This is a genomic window from Mameliella sp. MMSF_3455, assembly GCF_030733205.1.
Classification (GTDB): domain Bacteria; phylum Pseudomonadota; class Alphaproteobacteria; order Rhodobacterales; family Rhodobacteraceae; genus Antarctobacter.
In genome coordinates this window covers 53,311-66,659 of sequence record NZ_JASHJL010000030.1, presented here as the reverse complement: position 1 = coordinate 66,659, position 13,349 = coordinate 53,311, and the positions used below count along the sequence as shown (strand labels likewise).

Annotated in this window: 13 protein-coding genes; 6 read left to right on the top strand and 7 right to left on the bottom strand. The window is 65.0% G+C overall.

What is annotated here, in order from left to right; translation table 11 throughout:
* Positions 1 to 35 precede the first annotated feature (35 nt).
* Positions 36 to 689: a fructose-6-phosphate aldolase gene (gene fsa / locus RBB42_RS19575; protein WP_088669545.1), complete on the bottom strand. Its 654-nt coding sequence runs from the start codon at positions 687 to 689 to the stop codon at positions 36 to 38.
* 55 nt (positions 690 to 744) lie between these two features.
* Here fsa and RBB42_RS19570 point away from each other — a divergent pair, with 55 nt between their 5' ends.
* From RBB42_RS19570 to uvrC, 6 genes are all read left to right on the top strand, one after another.
* Complete coding sequence (locus tag RBB42_RS19570) at positions 745 to 2,946, top strand: primosomal protein N' (RefSeq protein WP_305971249.1); 2,202 nt, start codon at positions 745 to 747, stop codon at positions 2,944 to 2,946.
* 284 nt (positions 2,947 to 3,230) lie between these two features.
* The gene (locus tag RBB42_RS19565) at positions 3,231 to 4,028 is read left to right on the top strand and encodes a S49 family peptidase (RefSeq protein WP_305971250.1); all 798 of its coding nucleotides are present in this window, start codon (positions 3,231 to 3,233) and stop codon (positions 4,026 to 4,028) included.
* Entirely contained in the window at positions 4,025 to 4,219 is a 195-nt protein-coding gene (locus RBB42_RS19560) for a hypothetical protein (RefSeq protein WP_305971251.1), read from the top strand. The genes RBB42_RS19565 and RBB42_RS19560 overlap by 4 nt, the downstream gene beginning before the upstream one ends.
* A gap of 1 nt (position 4,220) precedes the next feature.
* A complete protein-coding gene (locus RBB42_RS19555) occupies positions 4,221 to 5,168 on the top strand; it encodes a calcium/sodium antiporter (protein WP_305971303.1) in 948 nt (315 codons plus the stop codon).
* 11 nt (positions 5,169 to 5,179) lie between these two features.
* Positions 5,180 to 5,971 carry an SDR family oxidoreductase gene (locus RBB42_RS19550; protein ID WP_305971252.1) on the top strand — a complete coding sequence of 264 codons (792 nt, stop codon included), beginning with the start codon at positions 5,180 to 5,182 and terminating at the stop codon, positions 5,969 to 5,971.
* Positions 5,972 to 6,271: 300 nt separating this feature from the next.
* Entirely contained in the window at positions 6,272 to 8,152 is a 1,881-nt protein-coding gene (gene uvrC / locus RBB42_RS19545; RefSeq protein ID WP_305971253.1) for an excinuclease ABC subunit UvrC, read from the top strand.
* Between the two features lie 197 nt (positions 8,153 to 8,349).
* On the opposite strand, the gene RBB42_RS19540 is transcribed toward uvrC, so the two are convergent.
* The 6 genes from RBB42_RS19540 to RBB42_RS19515 all read right to left on the bottom strand — a co-directional run bounded on the left by RBB42_RS19540 (position 8,350) and on the right by RBB42_RS19515 (position 13,337).
* The gene (locus RBB42_RS19540; RefSeq protein WP_305971254.1) at positions 8,350 to 8,781 is read right to left on the bottom strand and encodes an acyl-CoA thioesterase; all 432 of its coding nucleotides are present in this window, start codon (positions 8,779 to 8,781) and stop codon (positions 8,350 to 8,352) included.
* A complete protein-coding gene (locus RBB42_RS19535; RefSeq protein WP_305971304.1) occupies positions 8,778 to 9,536 on the bottom strand; it encodes a TIGR02186 family protein in 759 nt (252 codons plus the stop codon). Before RBB42_RS19535 ends, RBB42_RS19540 begins: the two co-directional genes overlap by 4 nt.
* The gene (locus RBB42_RS19530; protein ID WP_305971255.1) at positions 9,533 to 10,447 is read right to left on the bottom strand and encodes a sulfite exporter TauE/SafE family protein; all 915 of its coding nucleotides are present in this window, start codon (positions 10,445 to 10,447) and stop codon (positions 9,533 to 9,535) included. Before RBB42_RS19530 ends, RBB42_RS19535 begins: the two co-directional genes overlap by 4 nt.
* A 70-nt stretch (positions 10,448 to 10,517) precedes the next feature.
* Positions 10,518 to 11,561, bottom strand: coding sequence for an ABC transporter permease (locus RBB42_RS19525; RefSeq protein WP_305971256.1), 1,044 nt, complete (start codon positions 11,559 to 11,561; stop codon positions 10,518 to 10,520).
* 52 nt (positions 11,562 to 11,613) lie between these two features.
* A complete protein-coding gene (locus RBB42_RS19520) occupies positions 11,614 to 12,243 on the bottom strand; it encodes a LysE family translocator (RefSeq protein WP_305971257.1) in 630 nt (209 codons plus the stop codon).
* Entirely contained in the window at positions 12,243 to 13,337 is a 1,095-nt protein-coding gene (locus RBB42_RS19515) for an ABC transporter permease (protein ID WP_305971258.1), read from the bottom strand. The genes RBB42_RS19520 and RBB42_RS19515 overlap by 1 nt, the downstream gene beginning before the upstream one ends.
* Positions 13,338 to 13,349 lie beyond the last annotated feature (12 nt).

Below are 13,349 nucleotides of genomic sequence, written 5' to 3'. Positions count from 1 at the left end.
CAGCCCCCCCACTCCTGTCCGGGCCGCAGGCGCGATCAGACGATCTTGATGCCCGCGCTTTCCGCGTCTTTCAGGAACTGCGCGAGGCCCTTGTCGGTCAGCACATGCTCCGCCATCTTCTTGATGACGCCCGGAGGCGCGGTGGCCACGTCGGCGCCGATCTTGGCGGCTTCGGACATGTGGTTGGCCGAGCGGATCGAGGCGGCGAGGATCTGGGTTTCGAACCCGTAGTTGTCGTAGATCTCGCGGATGTCGGCGATCAGGTCCATGCCGTCGAGGTTGAGGTCGTCCAGCCGCCCGATGAAGGGCGAGATGAAGGTGGCGCCGGCCTTGGCCGCCAGCAGCGCCTGGTTGGCCGAGAAACAGAGCGTCACGTTGACCATGCGGCCCTCGTCGCTCAGCACCTTGCAGGCCTTGAGGCCGTCCCAGGTCAGGGGCACTTTGACCGCGATGTTCTCGGCGATCTCTGCGAGTTTGCGGCCTTCGGCGATCATGGCGTCGGCTTCGGTGGCGACCACCTCAGCCGAGACGGGGCCCGAGACCATGTCGCAGATTTCCTTGGTGACCTCGAGAATGTCACGGCCGGATTTCATGATGAGCGAAGGGTTGGTGGTGACCCCATCCACCATCCCGAGGTCGTTCAGCTCGGCGATGGCGTCGATCTCGGCGGTGTCGACAAAGAATTTCATGGCGGGCGCTCCTTGATGGCTTGGCCTTTCCTGCTCCGCGATTTACCCCTTTTGCATGCCGATCACTACCCCGGAATTCTTTGAGGCGGGCACCCTTGTCGGGGTGCTGACCACGCAACCGCTGGATCGGGTGCTGGATTACCGCGCGCCCGAGGGCGGGTGTTGGCGCGGTGCCTTTGTCGAGGTGCCGCTGGGCCCGCGCAAGGTCATGGGCGTGGTCTGGGGGCCGGGGCGAGGAGATTTCGACGCGTCTAAAATCCGCGCCGTGAACCGCGTGCTGGACGTGGCACCCATGCGGGACGAATTGCGGGCCTTCATCGAGAAGGCCGCCGCCTACACGTTGACGCCCCTGCCGGCCATGTTGCGGCTGGCGACGCGGGCGCCGGGGCTGGGCGACCCGCCTTCCATGCGCAAGGTCTATCGTTTGGGCGAAGGAGAGCCGCCGCGCATGACGGACGCCCGGACGCGTGTCCTGGACGCCGCGCGCGAAATGGGCGGGCTGTCCCTGACGCTCAAGGAACTCTCCGAGGCTGCGGGCGTGACCTCGTCGGTGGTCAAGGGTTTGGTCAAGAGCGGTGCCATCCGGGAAGAGGACACGCCGCGCGACACGGCCTTCCCCCGGCTCGACCCGGGGTATGGCGGCAAGGACCTGACCGAGGATCAGGCCAGCGCGGCGGATGTGCTGCGCGAGGGGCAGCGGGCCGCAAGCTACGAAACCGTACTGCTGAAGGGGGTGACCGGCTCGGGCAAGACCGAGGTCTACCTGGAGGCGGTTGCGGAATGCCTGCGGGCGGGGCGGCAGGCGCTGGTGCTCTTGCCCGAAATCGCGCTTTCGGCGGAGTTCCTGACCCGGGTCGAAGCGCGGTTCGGCGCGCGCCCCGCAGAGTGGCATTCCGGTGTCACCATGACGGAACGCCGGCGGGTCTGGCGCATGGTGGGCGAGGGCGGCTGCCAGGTGGTCGTGGGCGCGCGCTCGGCCCTGTTCCTGCCGTTCCGCAGCCTTGGGTTGATCGTGGTCGATGAAGAGCATGACACCTCCTACAAGCAGGAGGACGGGGTTCTTTACAATGCCCGCGACATGGCGGTGCTGCGGGCATCGATCCTGGGCTGCCAGGTGGTGCTGGCCTCGGCAACGCCCTCGCTGGAAAGCTGGGCCAATGCGGATGCGGGCAAGTACAAGCGGCTGGTGCTGACCTCTCGCTTTGGCCCCGCCATCCTGCCCGAGATGCGGACGCTGGACATGCGGGCAGAGAAACTGCCCGCAGGGCGGTGGATTTCCGGCACGCTGCAACGGTCGGTCAACCTGCGGCTGGAGAAGGGAGAGCAGGCGCTGTTGTTCATCAACCGGCGCGGTTACGCGCCGGTGACATTGTGCCGGGCCTGTGGTGAGCAGATCGGCTGTCCGCATTGCGATGCGCGCATGGTCGAACACCGCTTTCTGAAACGGCTGGTCTGTCACCAGTGTGGCGAGAGCATGCCCATCCCCGAGGTCTGCCCCTCCTGCGAGGTCGAGGGCAAGCTGGCCGCGGTTGGACCGGGCGTGGAACGTCTGGCCGAGGAAGCGGCGGCACTGTTCCCCGAGGCGCGGATCGCGGTGCTGTCCTCGGATCTTTTCGGGACCGCGCGCGAGTTGAAGGAACAGGTGGCGGCGATTGCCGAGGGCGGGGCCGATATCATCATCGGCACGCAACTGGTGGCCAAGGGGCACAACTTTCCGCTTCTGACGCTGGTGGGCGTGATCGACGCGGATCTGGGCCTGCAGGGATCGGATCTGCGTGCGGCCGAACGGACCTTTCAGCTGATGCGGCAGGTTGCGGGGCGCGCGGGCCGGGCGGACAAGCCCGGTGTGGCGCTCTTGCAGACCTACCAGCCCGAACACCCGGTGATCCGGGCGATCCTCGCGGGTGACGAAGAGGCCTTCTGGTCGGCGGAGGCGGACGAGCGGCGGCTGGCGGGCATGCCGCCCTTTGGCCGCCTGGCGGGGATTATCCTGTCGGGCGGCGACATGGCCAAGGTGTTCGACCTTGGCAATTTCCTGGCCCGCAACGACCGGGCGCTACGGCAGGTGGGGGCCGAAGTCTGGGGACCGGCGCCCGCGCCCATCGCGCGGGTCAAGGGGCGGCACCGGGTACGGCTGCTGGTCAAGGCGCCCAAGAACGTGGCCTTGCAGGGGGCCTTGGCAGACTGGGTCGCGCAGGTGCGACTGACCGGTGACATGCGGCTGGCCATCGATATCGACCCGCAGAGTTTTTTCTGACGGGACGGGGGCGCATGTCGTCAGGCTTGTGCCAAGCATGGCGAGGGCCAACTCTTGGGACAGGGGCTTGTCGCCGATGCCCCGGGCCGGGACGAATTCGTCGATACGTTTATTGGCGACACGGTAGGCTACTTTGACCGCATCTTCCCGCAACTCGCCCTTGGGCGCGATCAATGCCGGCCCGTTTGCAACACCGTGCGCCGTCAGAGGCAAAAGCACCACAACGCGGCGTCTTTTCGGTGTCTGCCTTGTTTGTCCGCCGACCCGTCTCTACATGCCACGCCATGAGACGTTGGGTTCCCTTCCTGAAATCCGTCCCGCGGGTCTCCGTCGTGCGCCTGCAGGGCGCCATCGGTGTGCCTGGACGGTCGAGCATCTCGGACCGCTCGGTCGCGTCAATGTTGGAGAAGGCATTCAAGTCGAAGCCTGATGCGGTGGCGCTGGAAATCAATTCGCCCGGCGGATCGCCGGTGCAAAGTTCGCTGATCGGGTCCCGTATCCGCAGGCTGGCCGATGAACACGACGTGCCCGTGCTGGCCTTTGTCGAGGACGTCGCGGCCTCTGGCGGTTACTGGATCGCCAGCGCGGCCGACGAGATATGGGCCGACCCCAGCTCGATCCTCGGTTCGATCGGGGTGATCTCTGCCGGGTTCGGTCTGCCGGTGTTCCTGCAGCGGCAGGGGATCGAACGGCGGGTCCACACGGCCGGCAAGTCCAAGAGCATGATGGACCCGTTCCAACCTGAAAAGGAAGAGGACGTGGCCCGTCTGAACCGCCTGCTGGAGCAGCTGCACCAGACCTTTATCGGCCATGTGAAACACCGTCGCGGCGACAAGCTGACCGAGAACCCGGATCTGTATACCGGTGAGGTCTGGATCGGTCAGGCGGCAGTGGACGAGGGGCTGGCTGACGGCATCGGCCACCTTGTGCCGCTGATGAAGGAGCGCTTTGGCGACAAGACCCGGTTCAAGCGTTACGAGGCGCGCAAGCCCCTGCTGCCGCGCCTTGGCGCGCAGGCGGTTCAGGGCGCGCTGGGCGAAATCGAGGAGCGCGCGGACTACGCGCGGTTTGGCCTGTCTTGATCGTCAAGATCGTCGCCCTCTTCCTGGTGTTCATCGCGGTTCTGGGGTTTTTCGGAAAACTGCGGATTCCCGGCGCAAAGCAGTTGGGCCAGCTGCGCGCCCGAGCCCGCCTGAACGCAACGAAATGCCCGAAATGCGGTCGCTACCGCATCGGCAAGGGGCCTTGCGACTGTCGAAAGGGTGGCAACTGAGATGGTCTACGTCTACGCGGTTCTTGGTCTGCTGATCCTGCTTCTGGCGGGGGACGCGCTGGTCAAGGGGGCGGTGAATCTCTCCTTGCGGGTTGGCATCCCGGCCCTGATCGTCAGCCTGACCATCGTCGCCTTCGGCACCTCTGCTCCAGAGCTGCTGATTTCGATCAAGGCGGCGCTGGATGATGCGCCGGGCATCGCGCTGGGCAACGTGGTGGGGTCGAACACGGCGAACGTGTTGCTGGTCTTGGGGGTGCCGGGGCTGATCACGGTCATGCACACCAGTCAGTGTGACACACGCAAAAGCTATCTGCAGATGATGGGCGGCACGCTTGTCTTCATCGCGCTGGGCTTTCGCGGTGTCTTTGACTGGATCGCCGGCCTGATCCTTCTGGCTCTGCTGGTCACCATCCTCGGAAGCCAGATGCGCACCGCGCTGCGCCACCGCGCCGAAGGCCGGGCCGATGAAGAGCTGGAAGAGCCCGAAGGCGCGGATCCCGACATGCCGTGGTGGCGGATCGGCCTGTTTCTGGCGCTGGGGCTGATCGGCTTGCCGTTGGGTGCCGATCTTCTGGTCGACAGCGCCGAGGAGATTGCCCGCATGTTCGGCGTCCCGGATGCGGTGATCGGGCTGACGTTGGTGGCGTTGGGGACGTCCTTGCCGGAACTGGCGACGACGGTCATGGCCGCGATCCGCCGTCAGGCCGACGTGGCCATCGGCAACGTGATCGGTTCGAACCTTTTCAACCTTCTGGCCATCATCGGGGTCGCCTCGTTGATCGCGCCGATCCATGTCGGGCCGGGGTTCCTCCAGTTCGACTTCTGGGTGATGTTGGGGGCCTCGCTGCTGCTTCTGCCCTTTGTCTATTTCGGGCGTGACCTTGGGCGGATCTGGGGCGTTGTCTTGTCGGCGCTTTATCTGGGCTATGTCACAGTCGTATTGCTGTGACGGAGGACCCTATGGGTGAGGTGAAAGGGCGCGCACTGGTGACAGGCGCGGGACGGAGGCTGGGCCGGGCCATGGCCGAGACATTGGCCGCGCAAGGCTATGCCGTGGCGGTGCACTACGCGGGGTCCGAGGCCGCGGCACAGGAGGTCGTTGACGGGATCTCTGCGCGGGGCGGACAGGCCGTGGCTCTCCAGGCGGATCTGCTGGACGAGACGCAGGCACAGGCGTTGCTGCCGCGCGCGGCAGAGGCCTTGGGCGGTCCGATGACGGTGCTGGTGAACAATGCCTCGATCTTTGAATATGACGACATCGACAGCGCCACGCGGCAAAGCTGGGACCGGCATTTCGAAAGCAACCTGCGCGCGCCTTTTGTGCTGATCCAGGCACTGGCATCCCAGGTTCCCGATCCTGCGCGGGATGCGCGGGGGGAACCGGTGGCGCGGGGGCTGGTGGTCAACATGATCGACCAGCGGGTGCGCAAGCTGACGCCCGAGTTCACAAGCTACACCTTGGCGAAATCCGCGCTCTGGACGCTGACACAAACGGCGGCGCAGGCACTGGCGCCGCGCGTTCGGGTCAATGGTATCGGCCCCGGGCCGACCCTGCAGGGCGGTCGGCAGGATGCCGGGGCCTTTGCCCGCCAGAGGGCATCGACAGTGTTGGAACGTGGCGCCGATCCCGAGGATATCACCGCCGCGCTGACCTACCTTCTGGGGGCGAAAACCGTCACTGGGCAGCTGTTCTGCATCGATGGCGGCCAGCACCTGGGGTGGCGGACACCGGACGTTGTCGGCGTCGAATAGGGGGATGCGCCCCAGAGTTGTGCACGGGTCATAAAGCCTTAACAAAAGCGTTACGAAAAGGTGAATGGTCTCAATGACTTGCAACGAGAGCACTTTTTTAGTCCATGAAATCAATAGCTTGCATTGATGCCTAAAAAATGGGCATTGGGGCGAAGTGGGCGGTAGACAAGGGAAAAATCGACCTGCCCGGATTTTGCCCGCAGACTTATCCACATATTCGGTGGATGTTTAACCACTTGAATCGGCCGTCGTTGCATTGCAGCACAAGTAAGGAATCGCGCGTTTCACAAGGGTGCAAGAATGCCGCCATCGAGTGAGCAGAACGGGGAGCAGGACCGCGTGCCAAAGGGCCGCGAGATCATCCACGGATACCTGAAGACGCTGGACTCCTCGCCCGGTGTCTACCGCATGCTGGATGAGCAGAGCCGTGTGCTCTACGTCGGCAAGGCGCGCAATCTCAAGGCGCGCGTGTCGAGCTATGCCCGGCCCACGGGACATTCCCGGCGCATCGCCCGCATGATCTCGGAAACCACGTCGATGATGTTCCTCACGACCCGGACCGAGACCGAGGCGCTGTTGCTGGAACAGAACCTGATCAAGCAGCTCAAGCCCAAGTTCAACGTGCTGCTGAGGGATGACAAGTCGTTTCCCAACATCCTGGTGACGGACCATCCCTATCCGATGATCAAGAAGCATCGGGGCGCCAAGAAGGAAAAAGGGGCCTATTACGGCCCCTTCGCCAGCGCCGGCGCGGTGAACAGGGTGCTGAACCAGCTGCAGAAAGCCTTCCTGCTGCGCAACTGCACGGACAGCATGTTCGAGACACGCACCCGTCCCTGCCTGCAGTACCAGATCAAGCGTTGCACCGCGCCCTGTGTCGGCAAGATCTCGGAAGAGGACTATGCCCGCAGCGTGAAGGATGCGCAGCGGTATCTTTCCGGCAAGTCGACAGAGGTGCAGGAGCGGTTGAAATCCCAGATGGCCGAGGCCTCGGAGGCGATGGAATTCGAACGCGCCGCCGCGCTGCGCGACCGCATCCGGGCCCTGACACAGGTCCAGACGGCGCAGGGGATCAACCCGCAGACCACCGCCGAGGCCGATGTGATCGCGCTTTACCTGGAGAACGGGCAGGCCTGTGTGCAGGTCTTCTTCATCCGGGCCAACCAGAACTGGGGCAACCGCGATTTCTATCCCCGCGTGGGCGAGGACGTGGGCGCCGCGGAAGTCATGGAGGCTTTCCTGGGCCAGTTCTACGACCAGAAGGAGCCGGCGCGGCTGGTTCTGTTGTCGCACGGGATCGAGGACGAGGACCTGATGCGAGAGGCGCTGACCGACAAACTGGGGCGCAAGGTCGAGATCGCGGTGCCGCAGCGGGGCGAAAAGGCCGAACTGGTCGAAGGCGCCCTGCGCAACGCCAAGGAGAGCCTGGGCCGCAAGATGGCCGAAACGGCCACGCAGGCCAAGCTGTTGCGCGGACTGGCCGAGGCCTTCAGCCTCGACGCGCCGCCGCAGCGGGTGGAGGTCTATGACAACAGCCACATCCAGGGCACGAACGCGGTGGGTGCCATGATCGTCGCTGGGCCGGACGGCTACATGAAGAACCAGTACCGCAAGTTCAACATCAAGGGGGACGAACTCGTGCCCGGCGATGACTTCGGCATGATGAAGGAGGTCCTCAGGCGGCGCCTGACACGTTTGCAGAAGGAGGATCCCGACCGGGACAAGGGGCTGTGGCCGGACCTGATGCTGATCGACGGAGGCGCCGGGCAGGTCAGCGCGGTTGCCGAGATCATGGCGGAACACGGGGTCGACGACCTGCCCTTTGTCGGTGTCGCCAAGGGGATCGACCGCGATGCCGGCAAGGAGGAGTTCCACCGCCCCGGCCAACGCCCCTTTGCGCTGCGCCACAACGATCCGGTGCTCTACTTCGTGCAGCGCCTGCGCGACGAGGCACACCGTTTTGCCATCGGCACGCACCGCGCGAAGCGGGCCAAATCCCAAATGGCCAACCCGCTGGACGAGGTGCCGGGCGTCGGCGCGGCCCGCAAACGAGCGCTGCTGGCGCATTTCGGCTCTGCCAAGGCAGTGTCGCGTGCCAACCTTGCCGACCTCAAGGCGGTGGACGGGGTAAGCGGTGCGCTTGCGGAACGCATCTACGCCCATTTCAACGAGAAGGCGTAATCCAATTGGCACGCCTCCCGGCGTGACTGGTTCAGCTTGCGTGGCCGCAAGCCGGTGAGGGGCGCTGCCCCTCTGTGCCTTGCACATTCATCCCTCGAGTATTTGTCGCCCAAAGAAGCCATGAGCCTGTGCCCGCTGTTTCTTTGGGCTGAAAATACTCCGGGGGGGGCGGGGGGCTGGCCCGCCGTCCGGCCCTCTCAGCCGCGCAGGGTATCGAATGCGGCGCGGATCGTCTCGGGGATGGGTGTCGGGCGGCCATCGCCGCCGGTCAGGACTTGGGTAAAGAAGCCCTCGGCGCTGGCAGTGTCCGCCTCGTTGCGAAACAGGCCGACCTCGAAGCGGACCGATGAGGTGCCGAGGTGTCCGATGCGCAATCCGGCATGGACCAGGTCGGGAAAGCCGATTTCGGAATGGTAGCGACACCCGGTTTCCACAGTCAGCAGACGGAGCGCCCTGGGTCCGCGGATATTGATGCCATTGTCCATTTGCCAGAGGCTGATGCCCGTGTCGAAGAAGGACAGATAGGTGGCGTTGTTCATGTGGCCATATTCGTCGTTGTCCATCCACCGGGTGGGCAGACTGCGAAAGGCGCGGTAGTCCGCGCGGGTGCCCGGGGGCGTGCGTGTCATTGTGACCTCAGGATCCGGAAGGCGGTGGAGGCGCCCCAGCCCGCGGCGATGGCGATGAAGAGCGACATCAGCCCATAGATGAAGGGTTGTTGGCGGGACAACGAGTAGAGCCAGCGTTCGAGGCCAACCTTGCGCACCTCGATTTCCGTCTCGTAGGAGCTGATGACCCTGCCGCCGCGGGTCAGGAAGATGCGCGTGGGATAGCTGCCCTCTGTCAGGTTGGCGGGCATAGAGATGGCGGTGTCGAACAGCGTCTGTTCCCGGACCGTCACCGTGTCTTCCAGCAACTGGTAGGTGCCTTCGTCGGTGCGGATGCGGATCACCGCCTCTGTAAAGCTTTGCGCGTCGGGGACGTCCATCGGCGCGCCGACGGAGCGGATGGCGCGGGGAATGGAGACCTTGTGGCGGAGGTCTTCGGTTTCCGTGATCACCTGCGCCCAGGGGGCCGAGGTGGCGATGGCGTAGAAGCTGGGGGCGGCGTCGACCTCGACTGCATGCGCATTGACCCAGATGCCGAAGCGGCGCGCCTTGCGCCAGACCGTGACCGGCTGCTGCGGGCCGGCAACGGCGACGATGACCTGCAGAGGTTCTTCTTGGATCGGGGCTTCGCGCTTGATCGCGCCGAAGATCAGGATGTCGGACCCGTCGAAATCGGTGGAGATCTGGACGATCTCCTTGCTGAGGCCCAGCACCACCTGTTCCGCCCGGGCAGGCAGGGCGAGAACCAGCAGAAGAAGCAGCAGCAGGCGCATCAGTGGCTCCCCGCCGGGGACAGGACGTATAGTTCGGACGGGGTCAGCAGCAGGTCGAGCGCGAGCTTGCCGCAGACAAGCAGCACCAACCCGGCCAGCAGGATGCGCAGCTGTTCCGCCTTCAGGCGCATCCCGATGGCGGTGCCGGCCTGCGCGCCGAGCACACCGCCGATCAGCAGGAGCACCGCCAGAACCACGTCCACGGTGTAGTTCGTGGTGGCATGCATCACCGTGGTAAAGCCGGTGACGAAGATGATCTGGAAAAGCGATGTGCCGATCACCACTTTGGTCGGCATGTTGAGCAGATAGATCATGGCGGGCACCATGATGAAGCCGCCACCCACGCCCATGATCGCCGCCAGAACCCCGACCGAGAGGCCGACCATGATCGGCGGGATCACCGAGATATAAAGCCCCGAGGTGCGGAAACGCATCTTGATGGGCAGGGCATGTACCCAGTTGTGCTTTTTCCGTTTCGGCGGGACGCCCCGACGCGATTTGCGCAGCGCGTTGAGGCTTTCGACGAACATCAGGGCGCCGATGATGCCCAGGAAGACGACGTAGCAGAGGTTGATCAGCAGATCGACCTGGCCCAGAGATTTCAGATAGTTGAAGAGCACCACGCCCAAGGCGGCACCTATCAGCCCGCCTATGAGGAGGACCGTCCCCATGCGCAGGTCGACGGTTCTTCGCTTCAGATGGGCCATCAGCCCCGAGACCGAGGAGGCAACGATCTGGTTGGCGCCGGTTGCCACGGCCACGGCGGGGGGAACGCCGATGAAGAACAGCAGCGGCGTCATCAGAAAGCCGCCGCCGACGCCGAACATGCCCGACAGGATACCCACCAGCCCGCCAAGGCCGAGAAGGACGAAGACGTTGACCGAAACCTCGGCGATGGGGAGGTAGATTTGCATGCGCAAAGCTAGTCCCATGTCATGGGGTTATGCAAGTGCAGCATGGGTCCGCGCCGGGACCTTTGCGGGCCTATCTTTCCTTGACGTAGGGCTCTCCTCCGGCCCGGGGCGGGATGGCCTTGCCGACGAAGCCGGCGAGGATCACGACCGTCAGGATATAGGGCAGGGCATCCATGACCTGCACGGGCACGGTGAAGGCGCCCAGGTCGATGTTCTGAAAGCGCAGCGCAACCGCCTGCAGGAAGCCGAACAGCAGGCAGGCGCCAAGCGCGTACCAAGGGCGCCATTTCGAGAAGATCAGCGCGGCAAGCGCGATATAGCCGCGGCCCGCGGTCATTTCCTTGCCAAAGAAGGGCTGCAGCCCGGTGGCCATGTAGGCGCCGGCGATCCCGCAGAGAACCCCGCAGATGGCGACGGCGGCAAACCGCAGCCCGACGACCGAGACACCTGCGGTGTCCACGGCCTCGGGCGCCTCACCTACCGCGCGCAGGCGCAGGCCGAAACGGGTGCGGAACAGCACCCACCATGTCGCGGGCACCAGCGCGAAGGCCAGGTAGACCAGCGGTGCGTGCCCGGACAGGAGATCGGAATAGATCGGCCCCAGGACCGGCACGTCACGCAGGCTGTCGGCAAAGGGCAGATGCCATTCCGACAGCCGTGCATCGCCGGTCAGCGTCGGTGTCTTGCCCCCCTGCCGAAACCAGCTTTGCGCGATCAGCACGGTCAGGCCGGAGGCGAGAAAATTCAGCGCCACCCCCGAGATCAACTGGTTGCCCCGGAAGGTGATCGAGGCCAGGCCGTGGATCGCCGAGAGCGCCATCGACGCGGCAATGCCGGCCAGAAGCCCCCAGCCGACCGGCGGCAGCAAGGACCGGAGCCAGGTCAGGCCGATGCTCGCGTCGGTCAATGGCAGATGCAGGGTCCATGTCTCGTTGGTCACGGCCAGGTAGGCCACCGCGGCGGAAAAGAAGGCCGCGATCAGCATCTTGCCCTCCAGCCCGATGTCAAAGATGCCCGCACGTTCCGAGAAGAGCCCGGCCAGGCAGGCGAGCAGCAGCGGGGTCGACAGGCGGATGGTCGATTCAAGGACCGGGATGAGCGTGGCGAGATCCATGTGCGGTGTCAGCCTCTTGGTTCGAGGGAGGGCGGATGGGCGGGAAACCTGGTCATGGGCGTGCCAGCGCCAGGCGAAGGGCGGCAAAACAGAAGAACGCGCCGAGCGCCCCGTCAATGGCACGCCGGGCGCGCAGGTAAAGCGCGACCATCGGGCGGGTCGAGAAGGTCAGCGCGTAGAGCGCGTGGATCAATGCCGAGTTCAGGGCGGCGCCAAGGACAAAGAGCACCGCGACCGGCCAGGGGGCGGTGCCGCCCAAGGCCAGCGTGACGATGGCCAGATAGGCAAGAATGGCCTTGGGATTGCTGACCTGAAGCAAGAGGCCGCGCCGGTAGAGGCGGGCGGGACTGCCGTTCAGCCTCGTCACGGGCGGTGCTTGTCCCGGGGTGGCCGCAGAGCGCAGCGACTTGTAGCCGAGCCAGGCCAGGTAGCCCGCGCCCAGGATCTTGATCAGCGTCACGGCATGGGACCATGTCAGGATCAAAGCGCCAAGGCCGGCGATGGCGCCCGAGGCCATGAGGATCGAACCGGTCACGATCCCCGCGCTCATCGCAAGGGCCTGCCGTCTGCCTGTGCCCATCGCGGTGCCGATCACCGCCAGCACGTTTGCCCCCGGAGAGGCCAGTGCCAGTGCGTGCACACCCCAGGCGATCATGAGCGAGGGCAGGTGGTCGGTCAGCATCAGGCCTTGCCCTTGCGCAGGGCGAGAAAGAGTTTTTCCAGCGGCATCCGCACCATGTTGTCCAGCGCCCCGGTAAAGAGGATCACCAGCGCCTGGATCACCGTGATCAGCTGTTGCGGGATGCCGGTCCAGAAGGCCAGTTCCAGCCCGCCCTGGTAGAGAAAGCCGAAGAGCAGCGCCGCCATGAAGATGCCGAAGGGGTGCGAACGCCCCATGAGCGCCACGGCGATGCCGATGAAACCCGCGCCTTCGGAGGCGTTCAGGACCAGCCGTTCAGCCTCTCCCATCGTGGCGTTCAGTGCCATCATCCCGGCAAGCCCACCCGAGATCAGCATGGCGATGACCGTGATCCGGACCGGCGAGATGCCTGCGTAGCGTGCCGCGCTCTCGGAATGGCCGAAGGCGCGGATCTGATAACCCAGCCGCGTGCGCCAGATCAGCAGCCAGACGGCAAAACAGGCCAGTACGGCCAGGAAGAAGGAGACATTGACCGGGGCCGAACGGAACAGGACCGTGTCAGCGGTCGAGAACATCTCCTGGAAGGTGGGCAGGTGGGTCGGCTCCGGGAACGGGCCGGAGGCCGGTTCCATCGCGCCGCGCGGGCGCAGCATGTTGACCAGGACGTAGTTCAGCACCGCCGCGGCGATGAAGTTGAACATGATCGTGGTGATGACGATATGGCTGCCGCGTTTCGCCTGCAGGTAGGCGGGGATCAGTGCCCAGGCCGCCCCGAAGACGCCTGCCGCCACCGTCGCCCCAACCAGTGCCAGCGTCCAGTGTGGCCAGGGCACGTAGAGACAGACCAACGCCACGCCCAGCCCGCCCAGCAGCACCTGGCCTTCGCCACCGATGTTGAACATCCGCGCATGAAAGGCGACCGCCACGGCTAGCCCGGTGAAGATGAAATTCGTGGTGTAATACAGCGTATTGCCGATCCCGCGCGATGAGGTCAGGCTTTCCTTGACCATGATCGAGAAGGCCTCGACCGGGTTGTGCCCGATGGCAAGGATCACCAGCGCCGAGATCAGCGAGGCCAGAAGGATGGAAATCAGGGGCACGAGCACCGCGTCGGCCCAGCCGGGCATCTTATCCATTCTGCGGCTCCT

Excerpts from the sequence above, each read along its gene's own strand:
- RBB42_RS19565 (WP_305971250.1), top strand. The coding sequence starts at position 3,231 with ATGAGACGTTGGGTTCCCTTCCTGAAATCCGTCCCGCGGGTCTCCGTC.
- fsa (WP_088669545.1), bottom strand. The coding sequence starts at position 689 with ATGAAATTCTTTGTCGACACCGCCGAGATCGACGCCATCGCCGAGCTG.
- RBB42_RS19530 (WP_305971255.1), bottom strand. The coding sequence starts at position 10,447 with ATGCAAATCTACCTCCCCATCGCCGAGGTTTCGGTCAACGTCTTCGTC.
- RBB42_RS19520 (WP_305971257.1), bottom strand. The coding sequence starts at position 12,243 with ATGCTGACCGACCACCTGCCCTCGCTCATGATCGCCTGGGGTGTGCAC.
- uvrC (WP_305971253.1), top strand. The coding sequence starts at position 6,272 with ATGCCGCCATCGAGTGAGCAGAACGGGGAGCAGGACCGCGTGCCAAAG.
- RBB42_RS19570 (WP_305971249.1), top strand. The coding sequence starts at position 745 with ATGCCGATCACTACCCCGGAATTCTTTGAGGCGGGCACCCTTGTCGGG.
- RBB42_RS19550 (WP_305971252.1), top strand. The coding sequence starts at position 5,180 with ATGGGTGAGGTGAAAGGGCGCGCACTGGTGACAGGCGCGGGACGGAGG.
- RBB42_RS19555 (WP_305971303.1), top strand. The coding sequence starts at position 4,221 with ATGGTCTACGTCTACGCGGTTCTTGGTCTGCTGATCCTGCTTCTGGCG.
- RBB42_RS19515 (WP_305971258.1), bottom strand. The coding sequence starts at position 13,337 with ATGGATAAGATGCCCGGCTGGGCCGACGCGGTGCTCGTGCCCCTGATT.
- RBB42_RS19540 (WP_305971254.1), bottom strand. The coding sequence starts at position 8,781 with ATGACACGCACGCCCCCGGGCACCCGCGCGGACTACCGCGCCTTTCGC.
- RBB42_RS19525 (WP_305971256.1), bottom strand. The coding sequence starts at position 11,561 with ATGGATCTCGCCACGCTCATCCCGGTCCTTGAATCGACCATCCGCCTG.